We start from the raw sequence: 22723 nt of genomic DNA on the forward strand, positions 1-22723 counted from the left end.
CAGCATCACCGGGCAAGGCTTCACCTCCCCGGCTCAGTGCGCGATGGCAAGCTTGCCGAAGTGGCGTCCGCCGGCAGCGAGCTCCGCATACGCTTCGGCCGTGTCGTCGATGCTGAACACACGGTCGATGACGGGCACGATGCCATGTGCGGCGATGGCCTGCGCCGCCTGGGCCAGGTCCGCCACGCAACCGGTATTGTTGCCGACGATGCGCAAAGCCTTGACGATGACGGGCAGCAAGTCGATGCTGGCGGCCGTGCCGCCGACAAAGCCCACGGTGAAGACCGTGCCGCCCACCGCCGCCGCATTGAGCGAGCGCACGATGGTGGCGCCACCCACCGTCTCGACCACCAGGTCGGCGCCGCGCCCACCGGTCAGTTTCAGCACTTCCCCGTCCCAGGCGGGCGTGGCCCGGTAGTTGATCAGGTGATCGGCCCCCAACCGGCGCGCACGTTCCAGCTTTTCATCGCTGGACGAAGCCAGGATCACTGTGGCGCCCGACGCCTTGGCGAACTGCAAGGCAAAGAGGCTGACGCCACCCGTTCCCAACAACAACACCACCGATCCGGGGCGCACTGGCGCCGAACGCACGGCGTTCCAGGCCGTCGTCGCCGCGATGGGCAGCGCCGCGCCCTGGACAAAATCAAGGTGGGCCGGCAAGGCGACCAGGCTGGCAGCGGGGACGACCACGTACTCGGCCAGCGAGCCGGGCAAGGTGACGCCGCGCATCGCACCCACGTTGTGCGGCGTGATGGCCCCGCCCTGCCAGCGCGGCATGAAATGGGGGATGACGCGGTCGCCGACGGCCAGGCCGCTGACGCCGTCGCCCAGCGCCGCCACTTCACCCGCGCCGTCGGCGACGGGGATCAGCGGAAAGGCCGCGCCGGCAAAATTGCCCGTTGCAATGGCCACATCCAGGAAGTTCAGCGTGGCGGCGCGCAGGCGCAGCAGCACCTCGCCCCGGCCGGCCTGCGGCTGGGGCAGCTCGGTCGGGCGAAACGCGGTGAGGGAAGGAGCGGTCAGTTGGATGGCTTGCATGGTCTGTTCTCGGGCGATGTGTGTCAGGGTGGCCGCACGCTGGCGGGAAAAACATCAGTGTCATTTAAAATCATTAATAGATAAACTATGGTTTGATTCAATGATTTAACACCAGGGATTGCCAATGGATTTGCTCGACAGCATGAAGGTGTACGTACTCGCCGTTGAGAAAGGCAGCCTGAGCGCTGCTGCGGCCGCCTGCGGGATCTCCGCGACGATGGCCGGCAACCACCTGCGGACGCTGGAAAAACGCCTGGGCATGCAACTGCTCCAGCGCACCACCCGACGCCAGCACCTGACCGCCTTCGGCGAGGATTACTACGCGCGCTGCAAGGAAATCCTCAGGCTGGTGGCAGAAACCGATGTCCAGGCGCAAAACCTGCAACTTGCGCCCGCCGGCAAGCTGCGCATCACGGCGCCCCTCACCTTCGGCGCGGAAGCGCTGATGCCCGCCATGGCCGCGTACCTGGAGCGCTATCCCGAGGTGAACATCGATGTGGTCCTGAGCGACCGGGTGGTCGACCTGATGGAGGAAGGTTTCGAAGCCGCCATCCGTATCGGTCAGCTGCCCGATTCGTCGCTGATCGCCAGGCCGCTGGCACCCTACCGGCTGATGATCTGCGCCTCGCCCGACTACCTGGCGCGCAAGGGAACGCCGCGCCAGCCGGCCGACCTGAGCCAGCACGAATGCCTGTCCTTTTCTCCCGCCGCCCTGGCGCACTGGCGCCTGACGAGTCACCAGGACGACGTCTGCAGCGTGCCCGTCTCGGGTCGCCTGCAAGTCAACCACGGCCAGGCGCTGCGCGTTGCCGCATTGCATGGCATGGGCATCGTGCTGCAACCGGCCTTCCTGCTGGAAACGGACGTGCGGGCGGGTCGCCTGGTCCAGCTGTTTCCCACGCATGCGCTGCCCAGCCGCCCCTTGAGCGTGGTCTACCTGCCGGACCGCTACCGCTCGCCCAAGTTGCGCAGTTTCGTCGATTTTCTGGTGGAACGGTTCAGCTGAATGGCGGCAGTAACAAGCCGCTGTCATTCGACATCCATTGCAGTTGAAATATTTATCAATTCGGCAAAAAAGCTGTTACCATTGATGCAACATGCGTTATTTTTTTAATCTTCCTCTCCGGCAATACGATTACTCGCTTGATATTGCTTTTTATCTATCCAGAGCAAGGAAATAAGGAAAAACTCTTTGTCGCTCAGTGATTTCCTGTGAAAACAGTGTTAAAACGACCTCAAGCACGATGATTATTCCCAAACAAACCACTCGACAGCCAGCGTCAAGGCCCTGACCATGCCGACAACGCCGCCCAGTGAAGGAAAAGAAATGAGCCATAATTTTGAAACGGCCGGCATGCCGCAAACCGCCCATCCCAACAGCGTTCCCGTCAGCGAGCTGGAAGCCCATCTCGGCTACTGGCTGCGTTTCGTCTCCAACCACGTTTCCCACAGCTTCCAGAAAAAAGCCGAAGCCAACGGCGTGACGGTGTCCGAATGGGTGGTGCTGCGCGAAATGTTCCGCCTGGGCTGCACCTCGCCCACGGTGCTGGCGCAAGTGTCCGGCATGAGCAAGGGCGCCGTGTCGAAGCTGATCGACCGCCTGGAAAGCAAGGGCATGGTCAGCAAGTCCATCCTGCTGGCGGACCGCCGCCAGCATTCGATCGAACTGACCACGGAAGGCGAAGCGCTGGTGCCGGTGCTGGCCGAGATGGCCGACCAGAACGACGAGGAATTCTTCGGCAAGCTGCCGCGCCAGCTGCGCGACGACCTGCTCGAGGCGATGAAGGAAGTGGCGCGCACGCATCAGCTCAAGAACGCGCCCCTGAATTAAGGCCGCTTGCGGCAAGGGTGGGACGGTGGCACGGGCGCTTCGGCTATGATGCTGGCCTGACCGTTTACCAGGAACACGCATGGCCCTGCACATCGAAACCCCTCTGCTCAACTCGCGCGCCCTGAGCCTGCACAGCGACCGCGCCATCTGGCTCAAGCTCGAAGCCTTGCAGCCGCCCGGCTCCTTCAAGATCCGCGGCATCGGCATCGCCTGCGAAGAATACGCGCGGCGCGGCGCCAGCCGTTTCATCTCTTCTTCCGGCGGCAATGCCGGCATCGCAGTGGCCTATGCGGGACGCCAGCTGGGCATTCCCGTCATCGTCGTGGTGCCGGAAACGACCAGCGCGCGGGCCAGGGCCCTGATCGCCCAGGAAGGTGCCGAAGTCATCGTGCACGGCGCCGCCTGGCAAGAAGCCAACGCGCTGGCGCAAGCGATGCTCACGCCGCAAGACGCTTTCCTGCATCCGTTCGACGACCCGCTGCTGTGGCAGGGCCACGCGGGCATGATCGATGAAGTGGCCAGCGCTGGCCTGAAACCGGACGCGGTGGTGCTGTCGGTGGGCGGCGGCGGCCTGCTGGCCGGCGTGGCCGAAGGCTTGCAGCGCAATGGCTGGGATGACGTGGCCCTGGTGGCCGTGGAAACCGAAGGCGCGGCCTCGCTGGCCGCCGCCGTGGCCGCGCGCGACCGCGTGGCCCTGCCCGCCGTGAGCAGCATCGCCACCTCGCTGGCCGCGCGCCAGGTGTGTGCGCAAGCCTACGCCATCAGCCAGACGCGCCTGCTGCACAGCGTGGTGGTCTCGGACAAGGCCGCCGTCGATGCCTGCCAGCGCTTCATTGACGACCAGCGCCTGGTGGTGGAGCCGGCCTGCGGCGCGGCGCTGGCCGCCGTCTACGGCAAGGTGCCGCAACTGGCGCCCTACCGCAATGTGCTGGTCATCGTCTGCGGCGGCGTCACGGCCACCACGCAGCAGCTCGACCACTGGACTGCCACTCTGTAAAACCTACGGCGCCGCCTCAAGCAGCGCCACGCCGTCGCGGCCCTGCCCTTTGGCGGCATACAGGGCCTGGTCCGCCAGGTCCAGCAACTGCGCCGGCGTCAGCGCGCCTTCGCGGAAGATGGCGATACCGACGCTGGTCGTCACCGGCAGCGGGCCGCTGGCCAGCTCAAACGGCTGGCGGATGGCGTCGACGATCTTCGCGCCGATCTGGCGCACTTCCGCCGCGCCGTTCACGCCTTCGAGAATGATCACGAATTCATCGCCGGCCAGACGCGCCACCAAATCGCTGGCGCGCACGCTGCGCATCAGGCGCGCGGCAAATTCCTTCAGCACCTCGTCGCCCGTTTTGTGTCCCAGGCTGTCGTTGATGGCCTTGAAACGGTCGATATCGAGATACGCCAGCGCCATCGGCGCGCGCGCCACGCGCGTACGCTGCATGCTTTGCACCAGCTGTTCGTCGAAGCGGCGCCGGTTGGCGATGCCCGTCAGGGTGTCGGTGGCGGCGGCAAACTGCAGCGCCGTATGTACCGCCTTGGTCTTGGTGATTTCGTGGATCAGGCCATACACGCCTTCCACCGCGCCGCTCTCGCCGACATCGGGCACATAGCTGGTCTGGAAGGCACGCCGGCCCGCCTCCCCCTCGCCGTCGATGGTGAATTCATATTCCACCTCCTCGCCCGAGAAGGCGCGCCGCAGGTAGGCTTCGCGCAATTGATACGCTTCTTCGCCCAGCACCTCGCGTATCGACTGCATCATGCTTTCCTTGTGCGACCGGCCGAACCATTTTTCAAACGTGGCGTTGATGAACTGGTAGCGGTGCTCGCGGTCGATGTAGACGATCACCACGGGAACATGGTCCGTCAGCAGCTTCAAGCGCCGTTCGCTGTCGCGCGTCTGCGCCTCGGCAATTTCGCGCTCGGCCACCAGCGAGTAAAAATCGCGGCTCAAGTCGCCGATTTCGTCGCGCCGCTCGATTTGCAGCGCCTCGATGCCCAGGCGCTGGCGGCGAATCTGGTGCACCTGTCGGCGCAGGCGCTCCAAAGGCTGTAACAGGCGCAGCACCACGCGCCAGCCGGCCAGTCCCGCCAGCGCCGCCAGCAGCACGGCGGCCAGCAGGATCTTGCTGCGGATGGCGTGCAGCGGAGCGAACGCGTCACGCATGGGATACACGGACGCCAGTATCCAGCCCGTGGCGGCGATGCGGTGATAGGCGAACAAGGCATCGACGCCTTGCGTGGTGGTGCCCGTCAGCCAGCCCTCGAAGCCCTGCATGGCGCGCCGCGTCGGTTCGCTGATGGGGCCATGCGCGTCGATATGCTGCATGATGCGCGACTTGTCGGGATGCTCGACGATGACGCCTTCGCTGGTCATGATGTACAGATAACCACCCGTGCCCGGCTTGAGCGCGCCGAGGCGCCCCAGGAAGTCGGGCTGGCGCAGGTTCACGCTGGCCGCCAGCACATGGCGCACGGCGCCCTGCGCGTCGAACACGGGCTGCGTCACCACCACGATGGGCATGCCCGAAATGCTGCCGTTGAGCGGCGCGGAAATCACCGAACGCCGGGTCGCCAGCGTCTGGTCGAAATACGGGCGGCCTTTCAGGTTCATCCCCGCCTGCGGCTTGACGGGGCCCATGCTGGCCAGCAGGGAGCCATCGGCGGCGGCCAAGCCGGCCGTGTAAAACTCCTTGCCCAGCACCGTTTGCGCGTCCAGGAAGCGCTGCAGGCCGGCGCCATCGTGCGCGCCGCTGGCCGCCAGGCTGTCCGCTATCGCGCGCAGCACATTGCGCTTCGTGTCAAGTTCTTCATCGATGAAGACAGCGGCGCTGGCCAGCGATACATACTGCTGGCGTCCCGTCACATCGCGCATGCCGCGCTCGGCCACGCTCAGGGTGGCCAGCGCCAGCGAGGCCACGGCCGCCAGCACGAGCAGGAAGACGACCACGCTCATGCGCGCCTTCAGGCTGGCGGGCAGGCGTCGGCGCAGCAATTTGCGCAATCTCATACGCATCGTCACCACGCCGTCACAGTCGCTGCTGCAAATGCCGGCACAGGCGCTCAACCGACTCGTCCAGCGCCAGCGTGCCCGTTTCCAGGGTCAGCGCGGCAGCCAGCGGCGCCTCATACGGGGCGGAAATGCCCGTGAATTGCGCCAGCTGCCCCGCGCGCGCGCGCGCATACAGGCCCTTGGGATCGCGCGCCTCGCACACGGCCAGCGGCGTGCTGACGTGGACTTCGATGAAATGCGCTGCGCCGATGATGTCGGCCGCCATGGCCCGGTCGGCGCGATACGGCGAAATGAAGGCGGCGATGACGGTCAATCCCGCCGCGTTCATCAGGCGCGCCACTTCGGCCGTGCGGCGGATGTTTTCATGCCGGTCTTGCGGCGTAAAACCGAGGTCGCGGTTCAGGCCATGGCGCAGCTGGTCGCCGTCGAGCAGCGCCACGGCGCATCCCTGCGCCTTCAGCGCTTGCGCCAGCGCCAGCGCAATGCTGGTCTTGCCGGCGCCGCTCAAGCCCGTCAGCCAGACCGTGGGGTGTTGTGCTGCTGTCATCACACTGCCTCTCTGTTATAGAGCTGGCAATATAACAAAGCCGTGCCGGAAAGGACAGATTTTCAGGCCGCGCTGCGCGCCTCAAGCAGCAACTGTCGTATCTCGGGCACGCAGGAACCGCAATTGCCGCCCGCCTTGACGCAGGCCGTCACCTGCGCCGTCGTCGTCAGCTTTTGCTCCACGATGGCGGCGCAAATGGTGTTGCGGCCCACGCCAAAGCACGAGCACACGGTGGGACCGGCGTCGACGCCCTTGCCGATGGGCTGGCCCAGCAGCACGCCGGCGCGGTCCGCCGCATCCATTTGCGCGTGTGCAAACAGGCCCGCCAACCAGCTGCGCGACGGCAGGTCGGGACGGGGCGAGACATACACGCATTGCGCGATGCGCCCTTCGTCCAGGTGCACGGCGCGGTACACGCCGGCGCTGGCGTCTGCATAATCGAGCCAGTCGGCCTTGTCGTCCGTGACGCCGAGCAGCGCGCGCGCCCAAGCACCCAGGTCCTCGATGCGCTGGCGGCCCGCCAGTTCATAGCGCAGGAATTGCTCGCCCTGGATGCGCGTCCAGTGCGCGACGCCGTCCAGGTTCAAGGGCGTGCGGCTCAACACGAAAGCATGCCAGTGCACGCGGAACTGCTCGATGCGCACAGGCGTGTGCTTGAATTCGGGCTCGCCCGAGACGGGATCGACGACCGGGTTGACGACGGCGCCCACGCGCGCATCGGAGGCATTCGCGTCGCTCCAGTGGATCGGCACGAAGACCTGGCCGCGCGCGATGCCGCCGCCATGCACGACGCGCGCCACCATCGCGCCCCAGGCGCTGGAGATGCGCGCCAGTTCTCCCTCGCGCACGCTGTACAGCAGCGCGTCCTGCGGGTGGAGGTCGATGAACGCCTCGGCGACATGCCCCGACAGTTTGGCCGCCTTGCCCGTGCGCGTCATCGTATGCCACTGGTCGCGCACCCGGCCCGTATTGAGGATCAGCGGATACTCTGCGTCGGGCGCATTGCGCGGTGCGCGCGGCGGCGTAGGCACGAAGCGCGCGCGCCCGTCCGCATGCGCGAAGCGGCCGTCGCCGAACAGCCGTACCCTGCCCTGCGGCCACTGCTGCGGCGCCAGGGCGTCGTATTGCGCCGCATCCAGCTTGTCCAGGCCCGCCAGGTTGAACAGGCGCGCCGTTTCTGCCGCGTTGCGGAAGGTGGACAGGCGCGCGTGCTCGTCGAAGATGGCCTGCGGCGAGGTGAAATCGAAGCCCGCATAGCCCATGCGCGTGGCCACCTCGCACAGCACCTGCCAGTCGGCGCGCGCCGCGCCGGGCGCCGGCAAGAAAGCGCGCTGGCGCGAGATGCGCCGCTCGGAATTGGTCACGGTGCCATCCTTCTCGCCCCAGCCCAGCGCTGGCAGCAGCACGTCGGCATGCGCATTCGTGTCCGACCCGGCGCTGATGTCCGACACCACCACCAGTTCGCACTTGGCCAGCGCGCGGCGCACCTGGTCGGCGTCCGGCATGCTGACCAGCGGATTGGTGGCGATGATCCACACGGCTTTCACCTTGCCCGCTTCGATCGCGTGGAACAGTTCAACGGCTTTCAGACCAGGCTTGTGCGCCATGCGGGGCGAGTCCCAGAACGTCTGCACGGTGTCGCGGTGCAGCGGATTATCCAGTTCCAGGTGCGCCGCCAGCATATTGGCTAGCCCCCCCACTTCACGCCCGCCCATGGCGTTCGGCTGACCCGTCAGCGAAAACGGCCCCATGCCGGGCTGGCCGATGCGTCCCGTCGCCAGATGGCAGTTGATGATGCTGTTGACCTTGTCCGTGCCACTCGATGACTGGTTCACGCCCTGCGAAAACGCCGTGACGACCTTGCGCGTGGCGGCAAACGCCCGGTAAAACGCCAGCAAGGCTTGCGGGTCGACCTTGCAGATTTTCGCCACCTGCACAGGATCTGAACAGTCGACATGCGCCGCGGCCAGCGCTGCGTCGAGTCCCGCACTGTGCTGCGTGACGAATGCATCGTCGATCACGCCTTCCCTCGCCAGATGACACAGCAAGCCGTTGAACAGCCACACGTCGGTACCCGGCTTCACGGGCAAATGGACATCGGCCAGCTCGCAGGTGGCCGTGCGGCGCGGGTCGATCACCACCAGTTTCATCTCCGGCCGGGTTTCGCGGATGCGGGCGATGCGCTGGAACAGGATCGGGTGGCACCAGGCCGTGTTCGACCCCACCAGCACCACCATGTCGGCCAGCTCCAGGTCTTCATAGCAGCCCGGCACGATATCTTCGCCGAACGCGCGCTTGTGTCCGGCCACGGCCGACGACATGCACAGGCGCGAATTGGTGTCGATATTCGCGCTGCCCACATAGCCTTTCATGAACTTGTTGGCCACGTAATAATCTTCCGTCAGCAGCTGGCCCGAGACATACAGGGCCACGGCGTCGGGGCCGTGTTCAGCTATGATGGCGCGCAAGCCGCCAGCCACTTTGTCCAGCGCCACGTCCCAGGAGGCCCGCTGCAAGACGCCATCGACGCGCACCTGCGGCTGCAGCAAACGGTTGTCCAGATCCAGGGTATCGCCCAGCGCCGAGCCTTTCACGCACAGGCGCCCCAGGTTGGCGGGGTGCGCGGCGTCGCCGGCGATGCGGATGGCGCCATCGGGCAGGCGTGTCGCTTCCACGCCGCAGCCGACGCCGCAGTACGGGCAAGTGGTTTTTACGGGCGTGCAGCTTGTCATGAGATGTCCTGTCAGGCGGCCTGGCCGCACAGGGCCTGGCCAAACAATAAATGGGAACGCAGCTGGCTGATGTCGCGGCGCTGCTGGATCAGGTCGAAATACCAGGGACCGTCCTGCACCTCGCCATACAGCACGGCACCCACCAGGCGGCTGCCCTGCACCACCAGGCGCTTGTAGACACCGCGGCGCGGATCGCGCAGCACCAGGTCTTCGCTGCCCTCGCCGCCGATGATGTCGCCGGCCGAATACAGGTCGATGCCCGTCACTTTCAATTTGGTGGCGCTGGCCTGCTGCACGTAGCGCCGGTGTCCCGCACCGGCCAGGTGCGCGCCGCACACGCGCGCCTGCTCCCAGATGGGCGCCACCAGGCCGAAGGTGGCGCGGCGGTGCTGCACGCATTCGCCCACCGCGTACACGCGCGGGTCATAGCTTTGCAGGCAGTCGTCGACGACGATGGCCCGCTCGCAGTGCAGGCCGGCCGCCTGCGCCAGCGCGATGTTGGGGCGCACGCCGGCCGTCATCACCACCAGGTCGGCCGGGATCGACGTACCATCGGCAAAGCGAACTGCCTGCACCCGGTCGGTACCGAGGATTTCCGCCGTTTGCGCCTGCATCAAAAACCGCAGGCCGCGCGCTTCCAGCGCCGATTTCAGCAGCATCGATGCGGGTGCGTCCAGCTGCTGGTTCATCAGGGCGCCGCTCATGTGCACCACCGTCACGTCCATGCCCTGGCGCTGCAAGCCATTGGCCGCTTCCAGCCCCAGCAAGCCACCGCCGATGACCACCGCGTGGCGGTGCGTGCGCGCCGCCTGCAGCATGGTGTCGACGTCGCTGATGTCGCGAAAACCGATCACGCCGGGCAGCGCGTGGCCCGGCACGGGCACGATGAACGGCGTGGAACCGGTGGCCAGCAGCAAGCGGTCGTAGGCTACCGTGATGCCGGACAGTGATTGCACGGTGCGCGCCTGGCGGTCGATGCGCACCACGGGGTCTCCCGCGTGCAGGGTGATGCCGTTTTGCGCATACCAGTGGCGCGTGTGCAGCATGATGTCGTCCACCGTCTTTTCGCCGGCCAGCACGGGAGACAGCAAAATGCGGTTGTAATTGCCATGCGGTTCGGCACCGAACACGGTGATGTCGTACAGGTCGGGGGCCAGTTTCAGCAACTCCTCGACCGTGCGCATGCCGGCCATGCCGTTGCCGACCACGACTAAAGACGGCCGTGCGGCGGTGTTCATATGGCCACCCACACCATGCCGCCGAACACGCGCGCGGGCCAGGCGGCGACCGAATGCTCGGGCGCTTCCAGGCACTCGCCGCTGGCCAGGTCGAAATGCTGCTTGTAGATGGGCGAGGCGACGACGACGCGCTCGCCGATGCTGCCCACCAGGCCCCGCGAGAGCACGGAAGCGCCCGCGTTCGGGTCGACATTGTCGATCGCGTACACGCGCGGCGCGGCATCGCCGATGCGGAACACGGCCACGTGGCGCCCGTTCAACAATGCGCACACGCCCGTGTCGGGCACGATGTCGCTCAAGGGGCAGATGGCCACCCAGTTGTCGGCGCTGGCGCCGGACAGTTCATTCATCGCATTCATGGCTCAAGCCTCCACGGCAAGGATGGGGATCACGCTGCTGCGGCGTTCAATCGGCGTGGCGGGCCGGATCTGGCCCCGCTCTTCGACGAACACCACGTTTTCATCGTTCTTCTCGCTGTTGACGAAATGGCGGAAACGCTGGCGCACGGCGGGGTCGGTGACGGCCGCTTTCCATTCGCAGGCGTAGGTGTCGACCACGTGCTGCATGTCTGCTTCCAGCTCGTGGGCGATGCCCAGGCGGTCGGCCACGACGACGGCTTTCAGGTAATCGAGCCCCCCTTCGAGGTTGTCGCGCCACACGCTGGTGCGCTGCAGGCGGTCGGCCGTGCGCACGTAAAACATCAGGAAGCGGTCGACATAGCGCACCAGGGTGGCTTCATCGAGGTCCGACGCCAGCAGTTCCGCGTGGCGCGGCTTCATGCCGCCATTGCCGCACACGTACAGGTTCCAGCCCTTCTCCGTGGCGATCAGGCCGATATCCTTGCCCTGCGCCTCGGCGCATTCGCGCGTGCAGCCGGAGACGCCGAACTTGATCTTGTGCGGCGTGCGCAAGCCCTTGTAGCGGTTTTCCAGCTGAATCGCAAAGCCCACGCTGTCAGCCACGCCGTAGCGGCACCAGGTGGAACCGACGCATGATTTCACCGTGCGCAAGGATTTGCCGTAGGCGTGGCCCGATTCGAAGCCTGCCGCGATCAGCTCTTCCCAGATGGCCGGCAACTGGTCCACGCGCGCGCCGAACAGGTCGACCCGCTGGCCGCCCGTGATCTTGGTATATAGCCCGTATTTTTTTGCCACCGTACCGACGGCGATCAGGCCGTCGGCCGTCACTTCGCCGCCCGGCATGCGCGGCACCACGGAGTACGTGCCATCCTTCTGGATATTACCGAGGAAATAATCGTTACTGTCCTGCAGGCTGGCGTGCACGGGCGACAGCACGAAATCGTTCCAGCACGAGGCCAGGATATTCGCCGCCACGGGCTTGCACACATCGCAGCCCAGGCCCTGGCCATGCGCGCCCAGGAGTTCTCCGAAGCTGCGAAGCTTGCCCACGCGGACCAGGTGGTGCAATTCCTGGCGCGAGTAGGCAAAATGCTCGCACAAGTGATTGTTGACGGCCAGGCCCTGCTTCTGCATTTCCGCCTTCATGATCTGCGTCACCAGCGGCACGCAGCCGCCGCAGGCCGTGCCGGCTTTCGTGCAGGATTTTAATGCGCCGATGGTAGTGGCGCCGTCGGCAACGGCGGCGCACAGCGCGCCTTTCGAGACGTCGTTGCAGGAGCAGATTTGCGCCGCATCGGGCAAGGCGTCCACGCCCAGGCCCACCTTTTGCTGGCCGTCGGCCTGCGGCAGGATCAGGAATTCGGGGGATGCAGGCAGCTCGATTTTATTGAGCATCATCTGCAAGAGCGTGCCGTATTCGCTGGCGTCGCCCACCATCACGCCGCCCAGCAGGTATTTGCCGCAATCGGAGACCACGATCTTCTTGTAGATCTGCTTGCGCTCGTCCATGAACTGGTAGGAGCGGCTGCCCGGCGCATTGCCGTGCGGGTCGCCCAGGCTGGCCACGTCCACGCCCATCAACTTGAGCTTGGTGCTCATGTCGGCGCCCTTGAACGACGCTTCGCCCGCTTCTCCTTCCTCTTCCTGCAGCACATGGCGCGCCGCGATGCGCGCCATTTCGTAGCCGGGCGCCACCAGGCCGAACACCAGGCCGCCCCACAGCGCGCATTCGCCGATCGCATAAATATCGGGGTCGGAGGTGACGCAGCGGTCGTCGATGGCGATGCCGCCGCGCGGCCCCACATCCAGGCCGCAGGCGCGCGCCAGTTCGTCGCGCGGACGGATACCGGCCGAGAAGACGATCATGTCCGCTTCCAGGTGGCTGCCGTCGGCAAACTGCATGCGGTGCGTGGCCGATTCGCCGTCGACAATGGCCAGCGTGTTCTTTTGCGTGTGTACGGTCACGCCCAGTTCCTCGATCTTGCGGCGCAGGACGCGCGCGCCCCCTTCATCGACTTGCACGGCCATCAGGCGCGGCGCAAATTCCACCACGTGGGTGTCGAGCTTCAAATCGCGCAAGGCCTTCGCGCATTCGAGGCCCAGCAGTCCGCCGCCGATCACCACGCCAGTGGTGGACTTGGCGCCCCAGGCCAGCATGGCTTCCAGGTCTTCGATGGTGCGGTAGACGAAACAGCCATCGCGCTCCTTGCCCGGCAGCGGCGGCACGAACGGCGTGGAACCGGTGGCGAACACCAGCTTGTCGTAGGCCAGCACTTCGCCCGTGCTGACGGTGACGGTTTTCGCCACGCGGTCGATGGACACGGCCCGCGCATTGAGCTTCAGCACGACGTTGCCCTTGTCGAAGAAACCGGGTGCCACCAAGGAGAGGTCCTCGGCCGATTTTCCATTAAAAAATTCGGACAGGTGCACCCTGTCATAGGCGGGGCGCGGCTCTTCGCACAAGACCGTCACGCACAAGTGCGGCGCGTTTTCCAGGGCCAGGCGTTCGAGGAATTTGTGTCCGACCATGCCATGGCCGAGGACGACGATCTTCACGGGGTGGTTCATTCTGCTCTCCTCAGGCCGCGGCCATGTTCGGTTCGGCCGCCAGACCCGTGAAACGGGCGGCGATGGCGCACAGGGCTGAGATCACCACCAGCGCGCTCAAGATGATCAGGGTCTGGCGGATGTCGCCCGTGCCCTTCATCAGGAAACCGGCCGCGACGGCGCCCACGTTGCCGCCCGCGCCGATGATGCCGGCCACGCCGCCGAGCGCGCGGCTGTCGATGAAGGGCACCAGCGCATAGGTGGCGCCGCAAGCCATGTGGGTGAACAGGCCGAAGACCAGCATGGCGATGACGGCATACGTGACGCTGTCGACTTTGGCAAACCACAGCAAGCCCACGCCTTCGCCTATCATCAGCATGAACAGCAGGGTCACGCGGCTGTTCAGGTTGCCGCGCAGGGCCAGCTTGTCGGACATCCAGCCGCCCAGGGCGCGGGCAAACAGGGCCAGCAAGCCGAAGCTGCCGGCGGCCAGACCCGCCGATTTCAGCGACAGGCCGAAATGGTCGACGTAATACACGGCGGCGATGTTGTGGATGAAAATCTCGATGCCGAAGCAGGCGCCGTAGGTGACGAACAGCAGCCACACGCGGTAGTTGGAACTGGCTGCCTTGAAGCTGGCCCAGCCACCGCTTTTGCCACCACCTTTGCCGCCTTCGATGGCGGTGCCGGCGGCGCGCAAGTCCGAGTAATTGCCTTCAGGGCAATCCTGCGTATAGCGCCAGTACAGCACGGCCATCACCAGCATCAGCACGCCCGGCACCAGCAGGGCGATGCGCCAGCCCAGCGATTCGGACACACCCAGCATCAGCACGGCACCGAGCAACAGCGGCATCAGCGCCTGTGCCGCACCGCCGCCCGCATTGCCCCAGCCGGCGGCGGCGGCATTCGCCGTGCCCACCACGCGGGGCGCGAACATCACGGAGGTGTGATATTGCGTGATGACAAAGCTGGCGCCGACGGCGCCGATGCCCAGGCGAAAGAACAGAAAGCTTTCATAGCTTTGCGAGGCGGCCACGCCCAGCACGGGAATGGCGCCCAGCAGCAGCAAGCCCGTGTACGTCTTGCGTGGGCCGTAGCGGTCGCACAAGGGGCCGACGATCAGGCGCACGAGGATGGTGATGGCGACGGCCGCGATATTGATATTCGCCACTTGCGCCAAGGAAAGACCAAACTCGCCCTTGATGACCGGCATCAGCGGTGCACAGGCGAACCAGGCGAAGAAACACACGAAAAATGCCATCCACGTCAGGTGGAATGCCCGCATGGGCGGCGTGGCGAGGGAGAAGAGCGCGATGCGCGTTGCTTTTTGGCTGGCCATGATAGGTTCCCGAAGTATCCCGAAAATAACAAAAATGCAAACAAAAACGGCGCCCGCCCCCGCCGATGAAAAAAATCAGCCAGAGCGGACGCCGTTGTCCAGGTGGTCCGTCGTTGGACCGTTGTGCGTTTATTCAGGGGATCGCCGTTGATCCGTACCTTCTGTTTAGCAAGCGCCGTGCCAGCTTGCCGCACGGGCAAATAGCCTTATCGATACGAGGTTTGCGCCAGATCATGGCCAATCACGGTGCAAGCACGCCACTTGCTGGTGCATGCGGGAACCAGCAAGTGGCAACTTTTGTCTAAATACCATTCGAAGTAGTCGCAGGAGGCCACGATGGTCAAGATACTGCGCCGCTGGCGGCCACCGTGGCTCGCTTGCGCGTGCGCTGGCGTACTGCTCATTACGTGGAGCAACACCGCCGCCGCGCAAGAACCGAAGGAACACAGCGAACTCGATGCCACTGTCGTTGCGCCCTTCCGCGCCGCAGCCGCTGCGCGGACAACGCAGGCGCGCACCTTTATTGTTCGCCTCGCCTATCCCGACGAGGCCCGCACCCATGCGGTGCGCTGGAGCTTGATCTTGTCCGGCCCCGGCCCGCAAGGTGCCGTGCTGCGGCGCTGGTCGGGCACGCAACAGGTGGGCGTCGGTGGCAAGAGCGTGAACTTGCCCTGGGATGGCCGCGCCGACGCCGATGCGCGCGAACGGCGCATGCTGGCGCCCGATGGCTTGTACCAGCTGCGCCTGCTGGCCGTGGCGGACGCCGGCACGCCGCAAGAGGCGCAGGTGGAACAGCAATGGCACATCCAGGTGCAGCGGGGCGCCAGCACGGCGCCCAAGGTACCCGCCTTCCAGGCCGGCCTGCAACAGCTGTCCCGCCTGGATGGGCAGCTGGACTACCGCATCGTCTACGCCAACCTGCACAGCCAGACGCGCCACAGCGACGGCGGCGCAGCGCTCGATGCCTGCCGTGGCGCACAGGAGCCGCAAACGGCGCCCTACGGCCCCATCGACGCGTATGTCTACGCGCAGCAACACGGGCTGGACGCGCTGCTGACATCCGAGCACAACCATATGTACGACGGTTCGGACGGAACAAACCCCGCAGCCACTCCTGCCGAAGCCAAGGCCCTGTACCAGACGGGCCTGGCCGAAGCGGCCGCGTATACGGCCGCCCATCCCGGTTTCCTGGCCCTGTACGGCATGGAATGGGGCGTCATCAACAAGGGCGGCCATTTAAATATCTTCAATAGCGAGCAGTTGCTGGGATGGGAAAGAAATGCCGGCGGCGAACTGCTGGCCGACCTGGAAACGCCGAAGGGTGATTATGCGGGCCTGTACGCACTAATGCGCGAACGGGGCTGGCTGGGCCAGTTCAACCACCCGGCGCAAACGGGCCAGTTTCTCGTCAACGGCCAGCCGCTCGGCTACACACAAGATGGTGACGCGGCCATGGTGCTGTGCGAAGTGATGAACACCTCCGCCTTTTCCACCAACGACGCGGAAACGGAGACGCGGCGCAGCAATTACGAGGCGGCTTGCAACCGGGTCCTGGCCGCCGGCTACCACGTGGCCTTCAGCAGCAACCAGGACAACCACTGCGCCAACTGGGGCGCGTCCTACGGCAACCGCACGGCCGTGCTGGTGGCCAACCCGGCTGCCGGCATGCCCGTGACACGCGACAGCTTCATCGACGCGTTGCGCGCGCGCCGCGTCTTTGCCACCATGGACAAGCATGCGCAACTGCTGTTTACGGCGAATGGCAAGCTGATGGGCGAAAACTTCGAGAACCGGGGACCGCTGCACCTGGCCACCCATTTCAGCAACAGCGCGGGACGGCAAGCGGCGGCCATCGCCATCTTGCACGGTGTGCCGGGCGGCAACGGCTCCGTCACCGCCATATCGGATCAGGCCGAGACCACCCTCACGCCCGCGCCCGGCCCCCATTTCTATTACGCGCGCCTGACGCAGGATGATGGCAATATCGTCTGGTCGGCACCCGTGTGGGTCGATCAGTTGCCGTGAACGCCGCAGATCAGGGAACGGCGGCACGGACTGGCGCCCCCTGAAGAGCCAACACGCCGCAGATTCTACGGCCTCGCCCTTTTCCAGCAAACAATATTGGAAAAGTAATTATTTTTTTAAGTAGTCGTCCATAGACACTGGTTCCTCACAGCAATCCATGGCACCATGGCTGCGCCGTTTTGCCTGCAACGCGGCCTCCATCGGACCAACCAGGAACCCTACATGTCGTCATATCGCAATCTCGCCGGCAGCATGCTGCTCGGCCTGGCCGCAGCGGGCATCGCCCATGCACAAGCACCCACGCCCTCCGCTGCCACTGCTCCGGCTGATCCCCACCTGTGGCTGGAAGAAGTCCTCGGCGACAAGCCGCTGGCCTGGGTCAAACAGCACAATGCCGTCACCACCAAAGAACTGGAAGCCCGGCCCGGCTTCTCCGCCCTGCAGGCGCGCCTGAAAACCATCCTCAACTCGAAGGAACGCATTCCCTACGTCAGCAAGGAAGGCGAGTATTACTACAATTTCTGGCGCGACGCCCAGCATGTGCGCGGCATCTGGCGCCGCACCACGCTGGCGCAGTACCAGCTGGCGGAACCCGCCTGGGAAACCGTGATCGACCTCGACCAGCTGGCCGCCGGCGAGCATGAAAACTGGGTCTGGGGCGGCGCGTCCTGCCTGTATCCAAAGGGCGAACGCTGCCTCATTTCCCTGTCGCGCGGCGGCGGCGACGCCAAGGTGGTGCGCGAATACGACGTGGCCAAACGCGCCTTTGTCGACGGCGGTTTTACCCTGCCCGAGGCGAAGGGCAGCGCCAGCTGGATCGACCAGGACACCCTGTTCGTCTCCACCGATTTCGGCCCCGGCACGATGACCAGCTCCGGCTACCCGCGCATCATTAAAGAGTGGCAGCGCGGCACGCCGCTGACGCAGGCACACACGCTGTATGAAGCCAAGGCCGACGACTTGAGCGCCGGCGCCTACAAGGACTTCACGCCCGGCTACGAACACCAGTTCATCGAGCGGCAAATCGATTTCTACAGCGGCGAAATGTTCCTGCGCGACGGCGCCGACTTGAAGAAAGTGCCGAAGCCGGACGACGCGACGGCCTTCACCGTGCGCGACCAATTGATCATCACCCTGCGCTCGGACTGGAAAGTGAACGGCAAAACCTACCTGCAAGGCTCATTGCTGGCGACCGACTTCAAGGCCTTCATGCAGGGCAAGCAGGACCTGGAAGTGCTGTACGCGCCCACGGCCACGTCTTCGCTGGACAATGTCACGCCAACGAAATCAACCATCCTCGTGACGACCCTGGACAAGGTCAAGAACCGCCTGACGGAACTGCGCCACGTGAACGGCAAGTGGCAGCGCCGCGCAGTCGACGCGCCGAAGCTGGGCACCCTGGCCGTCAGCGCGCTCGATCCCGTCGACTCGGACCAGTACTTCCTGACGGTGACGGACTTCCTCAACCCGACCACCCTGTACCTGGCCACGGCGCAGAGCGACAAGCGCACGAAAATCAAGTCCCTGCCCGCCTACTACGACGCGGCGCCGTACAAGGTGGAGCAGTTCGAATCGACGTCGAAGGACGGCACGAAGGTGCCGTATTTCGCCATCATGAACAAGAAGACGAAGTTAGACGGCAGCAACCCCACCGTACTGTATGGCTACGGCGGCTTCGAAGTGTCGCTCAAACCTAGCTACAGCGGCACCACCGGTGTGGCGTGGCTGGAAAAGGGCGGCGTGTATGTGCTGGCAAATATCCGCGGCGGCGGCGAATTCGGCCCCCGCTGGCACCAGGCGGCGCTGAAAGAAAATCGCCAGCGCGCGTATGACGATTTCATCTCCGTGGCGCAGGACCTGATCAAGCGCAAGGTCACCAGTCCGCGCCACCTGGGCATCATGGGTGGCAGCAATGGCGGCCTGCTGACGGGCGCCGTGCTGGTGCAGCGTCCCGACCTGTTCAACGCCGTCGTCAGCCAGGTGCCGCTGCTCGACATGCGCCGCTACAACAAGATGCTGGCGGGCGCCTCATGGATGGGAGAGTACGGCGACCCGGATGTGGCGGAACAATGGGCCTACATCAGCAAGTACTCGCCATACCAGAACGTCTTCAAGGACAAGAAATATCCGCGCGTGCTGTTTACCACCTCCACGCGCGACGACCGGGTCCATCCCGGCCATGCGCGCAAGATGGTGGCAAAGATGGAAGAGCAAGGCCACGACGTGCTGTACTGGGAAAACACGGAAGGCGGCCATGCGGGCGCCGCCAACAACGACCAGCAGGCGCTGATGTGGGCGCTGACCTACACCTTCCTGCTGGAGCAGCTGAAGTAATGTGGTGGTGTCGGATTACGCGCTCACGCGCTAATCCGACCTGCCGGACTGTCGGTAGACGTAGGCCGGCGTAGGTCGGCGTAGGTCGGCTTAGCCCAACGGGCGTAAGCCGACAACATTGTCGACGCGGGCCGCAGACATTGCTTATTTCGCCTGCGCGCTGGGGCGCTCGGCGATGCGGTCGCGGTAGGCTTGCAGGTTCTGTAATCCTTCCGCGCCCGGCCGGTATTTCATCAGGCCGCGCGCAAATTCCAGCGCGCAGAAGGCCGTGATATCGGCAATCGTAAACCGTTCGCCGGCGATGTACGGCTGGCTGGCCAGCACCTGGTCCAGCCATTGCGCCGTTTCGCGCAGCTTGCCCGCCTGCGCCGCGGCGAAATCGGGAAACTGCGGGTTTTCCAGCGCCACCAGGGCCGGATGGCCGTGGCGCACCCAGTTGGCAGCGGCGCTGAACAGGTGCAGTTCCACGCGGCGGTCGGCCATTTCAATGAAGGCGCGCTCCTCGAAGCCTTCGCCCATCAGGTTGGGCTGCGGCTGCAAGCCTTCCAGGTAGGTGCAGATGGCGCGCGTCTCGGTCAGCACGCGCCCGTCCGCCAGCTCCAGCACGGGCACGCGGCCCAGCGGGTTTTTCGCCAGGAAGGCGGGGTCGCGGTGCTGGCCCGCCATCAGGTCGAGCGCCACTTCCTCGATACCGGTGATGCCCTTCTCGGCGATGAACATGGTGACGCGGCGCGGATTGGGCGTGCGGGGGCTGATAGTCAGTTTCATGTGGTGGGTCTCGTCTCGTTATGGTGGTAGCCAATCAGCTGCGGGACTGGCCTGTGGCAGTACAGTCAGGCGTCCATCATACCAGCGTGCGGCAGGCATACGCCGCCCCTGGCGCGTTGACTTTGCCCCCGTTTCGCCTTAGATTGCTGCAGGGGAACGCTGACCACCAGTTCCAGCGATGTCCCCAACACGTCATCAACGCTCGCAGCCTATCCGGCTGGCAAGCGTTTTATCCATGAAACTAGGGCATACCATGCATCGCACACCGACTCCGCGCTTCCGGCGCAGCCAACTGGCAGCCGCCGTCCTGGCACTGGCTACCATCACCGCAGCCCATGCGAGCCACGCCACCACGGCACCCAAATACGCCTCGGCCAGCCATGCCGCCACGACCACCACGCAGCTGCCGCGCGGCGTCACGCCCTTGCACTATATCGTGTCGATCACGCCGGACGCCGCCGCCGCCACCTTCAAGGGTGAAGCCGCCATCAAGGTGGCCGTCGACACGCCGACGGCAAGCATCACCTTCAATGCACTGAACCTGGCGTTTGCGGCCGCCGCCATCGAAGGCCAGGGCGGCAGCAAGCAGGTGACGCGCAAGATCGAGTTCGATGCGGACAAGCAGACGGCCACCGTGCACTTTGCCGTGCCACTGGCCAAGGGCGAGTACCTGTTGCGCATCGATTACAGCGGCAAGATCGGCACGCAGGCCACGGGCCTGTTCTCGCTCGACTACGACACGCCGCAAGGGCGCCAGCGCGCGCTGTACACGCAGTTCGAAAATTCCGATGCGCGCAGCATGCTGCCGTCGTGGGACGAGCCGGACTACAAGGCCACCTTCGATCTCAGTGTGGTCGTGCCGAGCAGCCAGATGGCCGTCAGCAACATGCCGATCGCCCGCAGCGAGGAGATGGGCTATGGCAAGAAGCACGTGTACTTCGCCACCACGCCGCGCATGTCGACGTATCTGCTGTTCTTCGGCCTGGGCGACTTCGAGCGGGCGACAAAGATGGCCGACGGCACGGAGATCGGCGTCATCACCAAGCGCGGCGCGCTGGCGCAAAGCCGCTTCGCGCTGGAAGAATCGGCCACCCTGCTGCGCGAATACAACGATTATTTCGGCGTGCGCTACCCGCTGCCCAAGCTCGACAACATCGCCGCGCCGGGCCGCAGCCAGTTCTTCGGCGCCATGGAAAACTGGGGCGCCGTCTTCACCTTCGAGTACGGCCTGCTGCTCGACCCGGCCATCTCGACCCAGTCGGACAAGGAAAACATCTACACCACGCTGTCGCATGAAATGGCGCACCAGTGGTTCGGCGACCTGGTCACCATGCGCTGGTGGGACGACCTGTGGCTCAATGAAGGTTTTGCGTCGTGGATGGAAAGCCGCACCACGGAGCGTCTGCACCCGGAATGGAACACGGCCCTGTCCAGCGTGGGCGGGCGCGAATCGGCCATGAGCCAGGACGCGCTGCGCACCACGCACCCCGTGGTGCAACGCATCGCCACCGTGGAGCAAGCCAGCCAGGCCTTCGACGGCATCACCTACCAGAAGGGCGAAGCGGTGATCCGCATGCTCGAAGCGTACGTGGGGGCCGACACCTGGCGCACGGCCGTACGCAGCTACATGCGCAAGCATGCATATGGCAATACGGTGTCCGACGACCTGTGGCGCGAAGTCGATGCGGCCGCGGGCAAGCCCGTCAGCGCCATCGCCCATGATTTCACGCTGCAGCCGGGCGTGCCGATGATCACGGTGGGCGACGCCGTGTGCAGGAAGGGCAGCACGCGCGTGACCCTCACGCAGACGGAGTTCAGCAAGGACCAGCCGGAGAAGAAAGCGCTGTCGTGGAAAGTGCCGGTGATCGCCTCGACGGTCGGCAACGGCAAGCTGGCCCGCGTGCTGGTCAAGAATGGCAAGGCAACCTTGAACGTGCCCGGTTGCGGCGCCCTGCTGGTGAACGCGGGCCAGAGCGGCTACTACCGCACCGTGTACGCGCCCGCCAACGCGCGCGCGCTGGCGGGCAGCTTTGCGCGCCTGGCGCCGATCGATCAACTGGGCTTGCTGGCGGACAGCCAGTCGCTGGGCCTGGCCGGTGCGCAAAACCTGGCTGATTTCCTGGAACTGGTGAAGGCGACGCCGCTGTCGGCCGACCCGCAGGTGCTGGGCAAGGTGGCCGGCGCCCTGGGCGGCCTGTACGAACAGTATGCCGGTGATAGCACGGAGAGCAAAGCGCGCCAGCAGGCCTTCGGCCGCTTTGCCATGGCGCGCCTGGCGCCCATGATGGCGCAGACGGGCTGGGAAGCGCGCGCGGGCGAAGCGTCGAGCGTGGCGACCCTGCGCGGCCGCCTGATTGCCATCCTCGGCGACATGGGTGAACCGGGCGTGATCGCGGAAGCGCGCCGCCGCTATGCGGCCAGCGAACAGGATCCCTCCGCCATGCCCGCACCGCTGCGCCGCACCATCCTGGGCGTGGTGGCGCAGCATGCGGACGCCGCCACCTGGGAGCAGCTGCACGCCAGGGCGCAGCAGGAAAAGACGCCGCTGATCAAGAACCAGCTGTACGACCTGCTGGCGTCGAGCGACGACACGGCCCTGGCGCAGCGCGCGCTGGCGCTGGCGCTGACGGATGAACCGGGCGTGACCAACAGCCCGGCCATGATCTCGCGCGTCTCGCGCACGCATCCGGAACTGGCCTTCGACTTCGCGCTGGCGCACCTGGAGCAAGTCAATGCGCGCATCGACGCCAGTTCGCGCAGCCGCTACTTCCCGCGCCTGGCCGCCGGCTCGGCGCAGCCGCAGATGATCGCCAAGCTGGAAGCGTATGCGCAGGCCAACCTGCCGGCCGGCGCGCGCGGCGATGCCGACAGTTCCGTGGCCGGCATCAAGTACCGCATCAAGGTGCGCGCCGAACGCCTGCCGGCCGTCGATGCGTGGCTGGCCAGGCAAACGGGCTAAGT

At 65.4% G+C, this 22723-nt stretch carries 15 protein-coding genes; 6 read left to right on the plus strand and 9 right to left on the minus strand.

Annotated elements, in window-relative coordinates; translation table 11 throughout:
- Positions 1–33: 33 nt before the first annotated feature.
- Positions 34–1038 (minus strand): zinc-dependent alcohol dehydrogenase family protein, encoded by a 1005-nt coding sequence (locus tag FJQ89_RS09325; RefSeq protein WP_141169979.1) that lies wholly within the window; start codon positions 1036–1038, stop codon positions 34–36.
- A gap of 124 nt (positions 1039–1162) precedes the next feature.
- Here FJQ89_RS09325 and FJQ89_RS09330 point away from each other — a divergent pair, with 124 nt between their 5' ends.
- The 3 genes from FJQ89_RS09330 to FJQ89_RS09340 all read left to right on the plus strand — a co-directional run bounded on the left by FJQ89_RS09330 (position 1163) and on the right by FJQ89_RS09340 (position 3866).
- Positions 1163–2044 (plus strand): LysR family transcriptional regulator, encoded by an 882-nt coding sequence (locus tag FJQ89_RS09330; protein WP_141169980.1) that lies wholly within the window; start codon positions 1163–1165, stop codon positions 2042–2044.
- A 321-nt stretch (positions 2045–2365) separates the two neighbouring features.
- The gene (locus tag FJQ89_RS09335) at positions 2366–2869 is read left to right on the plus strand and encodes a MarR family winged helix-turn-helix transcriptional regulator (protein WP_141169981.1); all 504 of its coding nucleotides are present in this window, start codon (positions 2366–2368) and stop codon (positions 2867–2869) included.
- 79 nt (positions 2870–2948) lie between these two features.
- The gene (locus tag FJQ89_RS09340; RefSeq protein WP_141169982.1) at positions 2949–3866 is read left to right on the plus strand and encodes a pyridoxal-phosphate dependent enzyme; all 918 of its coding nucleotides are present in this window, start codon (positions 2949–2951) and stop codon (positions 3864–3866) included.
- Positions 3867–3869: 3 nt separating this feature from the next.
- Here FJQ89_RS09340 and FJQ89_RS09345 read toward each other — a convergent pair whose 3' ends face one another.
- The 7 genes from FJQ89_RS09345 to FJQ89_RS09375 form a co-directional block, all read right to left on the minus strand.
- Positions 3870–5870: a diguanylate cyclase domain-containing protein gene (locus FJQ89_RS09345; RefSeq protein WP_168208423.1), complete on the minus strand. Its 2001-nt coding sequence runs from the start codon at positions 5868–5870 to the stop codon at positions 3870–3872.
- 19 nt (positions 5871–5889) lie between these two features.
- The gene (gene cysC, locus FJQ89_RS09350; protein ID WP_141169984.1) at positions 5890–6420 is read right to left on the minus strand and encodes an adenylyl-sulfate kinase; all 531 of its coding nucleotides are present in this window, start codon (positions 6418–6420) and stop codon (positions 5890–5892) included.
- 62 nt (positions 6421–6482) lie between these two features.
- On the minus strand, positions 6483–9152 hold the full coding sequence (locus tag FJQ89_RS09355; RefSeq protein ID WP_141169985.1) for a nitrate reductase: 2670 nt from the start codon (positions 9150–9152) through the stop codon (positions 6483–6485).
- 11 nt (positions 9153–9163) lie between these two features.
- The gene (locus FJQ89_RS09360; protein WP_141169986.1) at positions 9164–10390 is read right to left on the minus strand and encodes an NAD(P)/FAD-dependent oxidoreductase; all 1227 of its coding nucleotides are present in this window, start codon (positions 10388–10390) and stop codon (positions 9164–9166) included.
- Complete coding sequence (nirD, locus tag FJQ89_RS09365) at positions 10387–10740, minus strand: nitrite reductase small subunit NirD (RefSeq protein ID WP_141172718.1); 354 nt, start codon at positions 10738–10740, stop codon at positions 10387–10389. The genes FJQ89_RS09360 and nirD overlap by 4 nt, the downstream gene beginning before the upstream one ends.
- 12 nt (positions 10741–10752) lie before the next feature.
- The gene (nirB, locus tag FJQ89_RS09370; protein ID WP_141169987.1) at positions 10753–13317 is read right to left on the minus strand and encodes a nitrite reductase large subunit NirB; all 2565 of its coding nucleotides are present in this window, start codon (positions 13315–13317) and stop codon (positions 10753–10755) included.
- Positions 13318–13327: 10 nt separating this feature from the next.
- Positions 13328–14635, minus strand: coding sequence for an MFS transporter (locus FJQ89_RS09375; protein WP_141169988.1), 1308 nt, complete (start codon positions 14633–14635; stop codon positions 13328–13330).
- Between the two features lie 336 nt (positions 14636–14971).
- Here FJQ89_RS09375 and FJQ89_RS09380 point away from each other — a divergent pair, with 336 nt between their 5' ends.
- Both FJQ89_RS09380 and FJQ89_RS09385 read left to right on the plus strand, forming a co-directional pair.
- Positions 14972–16660, plus strand: a complete 1689-nt coding sequence (locus FJQ89_RS09380; RefSeq protein ID WP_141169989.1) for a CehA/McbA family metallohydrolase — start codon at positions 14972–14974, stop codon at positions 16658–16660.
- A gap of 222 nt (positions 16661–16882) precedes the next feature.
- Positions 16883–18994: a prolyl oligopeptidase family serine peptidase gene (locus FJQ89_RS09385; protein ID WP_141169990.1), complete on the plus strand. Its 2112-nt coding sequence runs from the start codon at positions 16883–16885 to the stop codon at positions 18992–18994.
- Between the two features lie 144 nt (positions 18995–19138).
- On the opposite strand, the gene FJQ89_RS09390 is transcribed toward FJQ89_RS09385, so the two are convergent.
- On the minus strand, positions 19139–19762 hold the full coding sequence (locus FJQ89_RS09390) for a glutathione S-transferase family protein (RefSeq protein ID WP_141169991.1): 624 nt from the start codon (positions 19760–19762) through the stop codon (positions 19139–19141).
- Positions 19763–20015: 253 nt separating this feature from the next.
- Between FJQ89_RS09390 and FJQ89_RS09395 the strand changes: the two genes are divergently transcribed.
- Positions 20016–22721 carry a M1 family metallopeptidase gene (locus FJQ89_RS09395; protein WP_141169992.1) on the plus strand — a complete coding sequence of 902 codons (2706 nt, stop codon included), beginning with the start codon at positions 20016–20018 and terminating at the stop codon, positions 22719–22721.
- Positions 22722–22723: the final 2 nt, after the last annotated feature.

The organism is Janthinobacterium tructae (genome assembly GCF_006517255.1).
GTDB lineage: Bacteria > Pseudomonadota > Gammaproteobacteria > Burkholderiales > Burkholderiaceae_D > Janthinobacterium > Janthinobacterium tructae.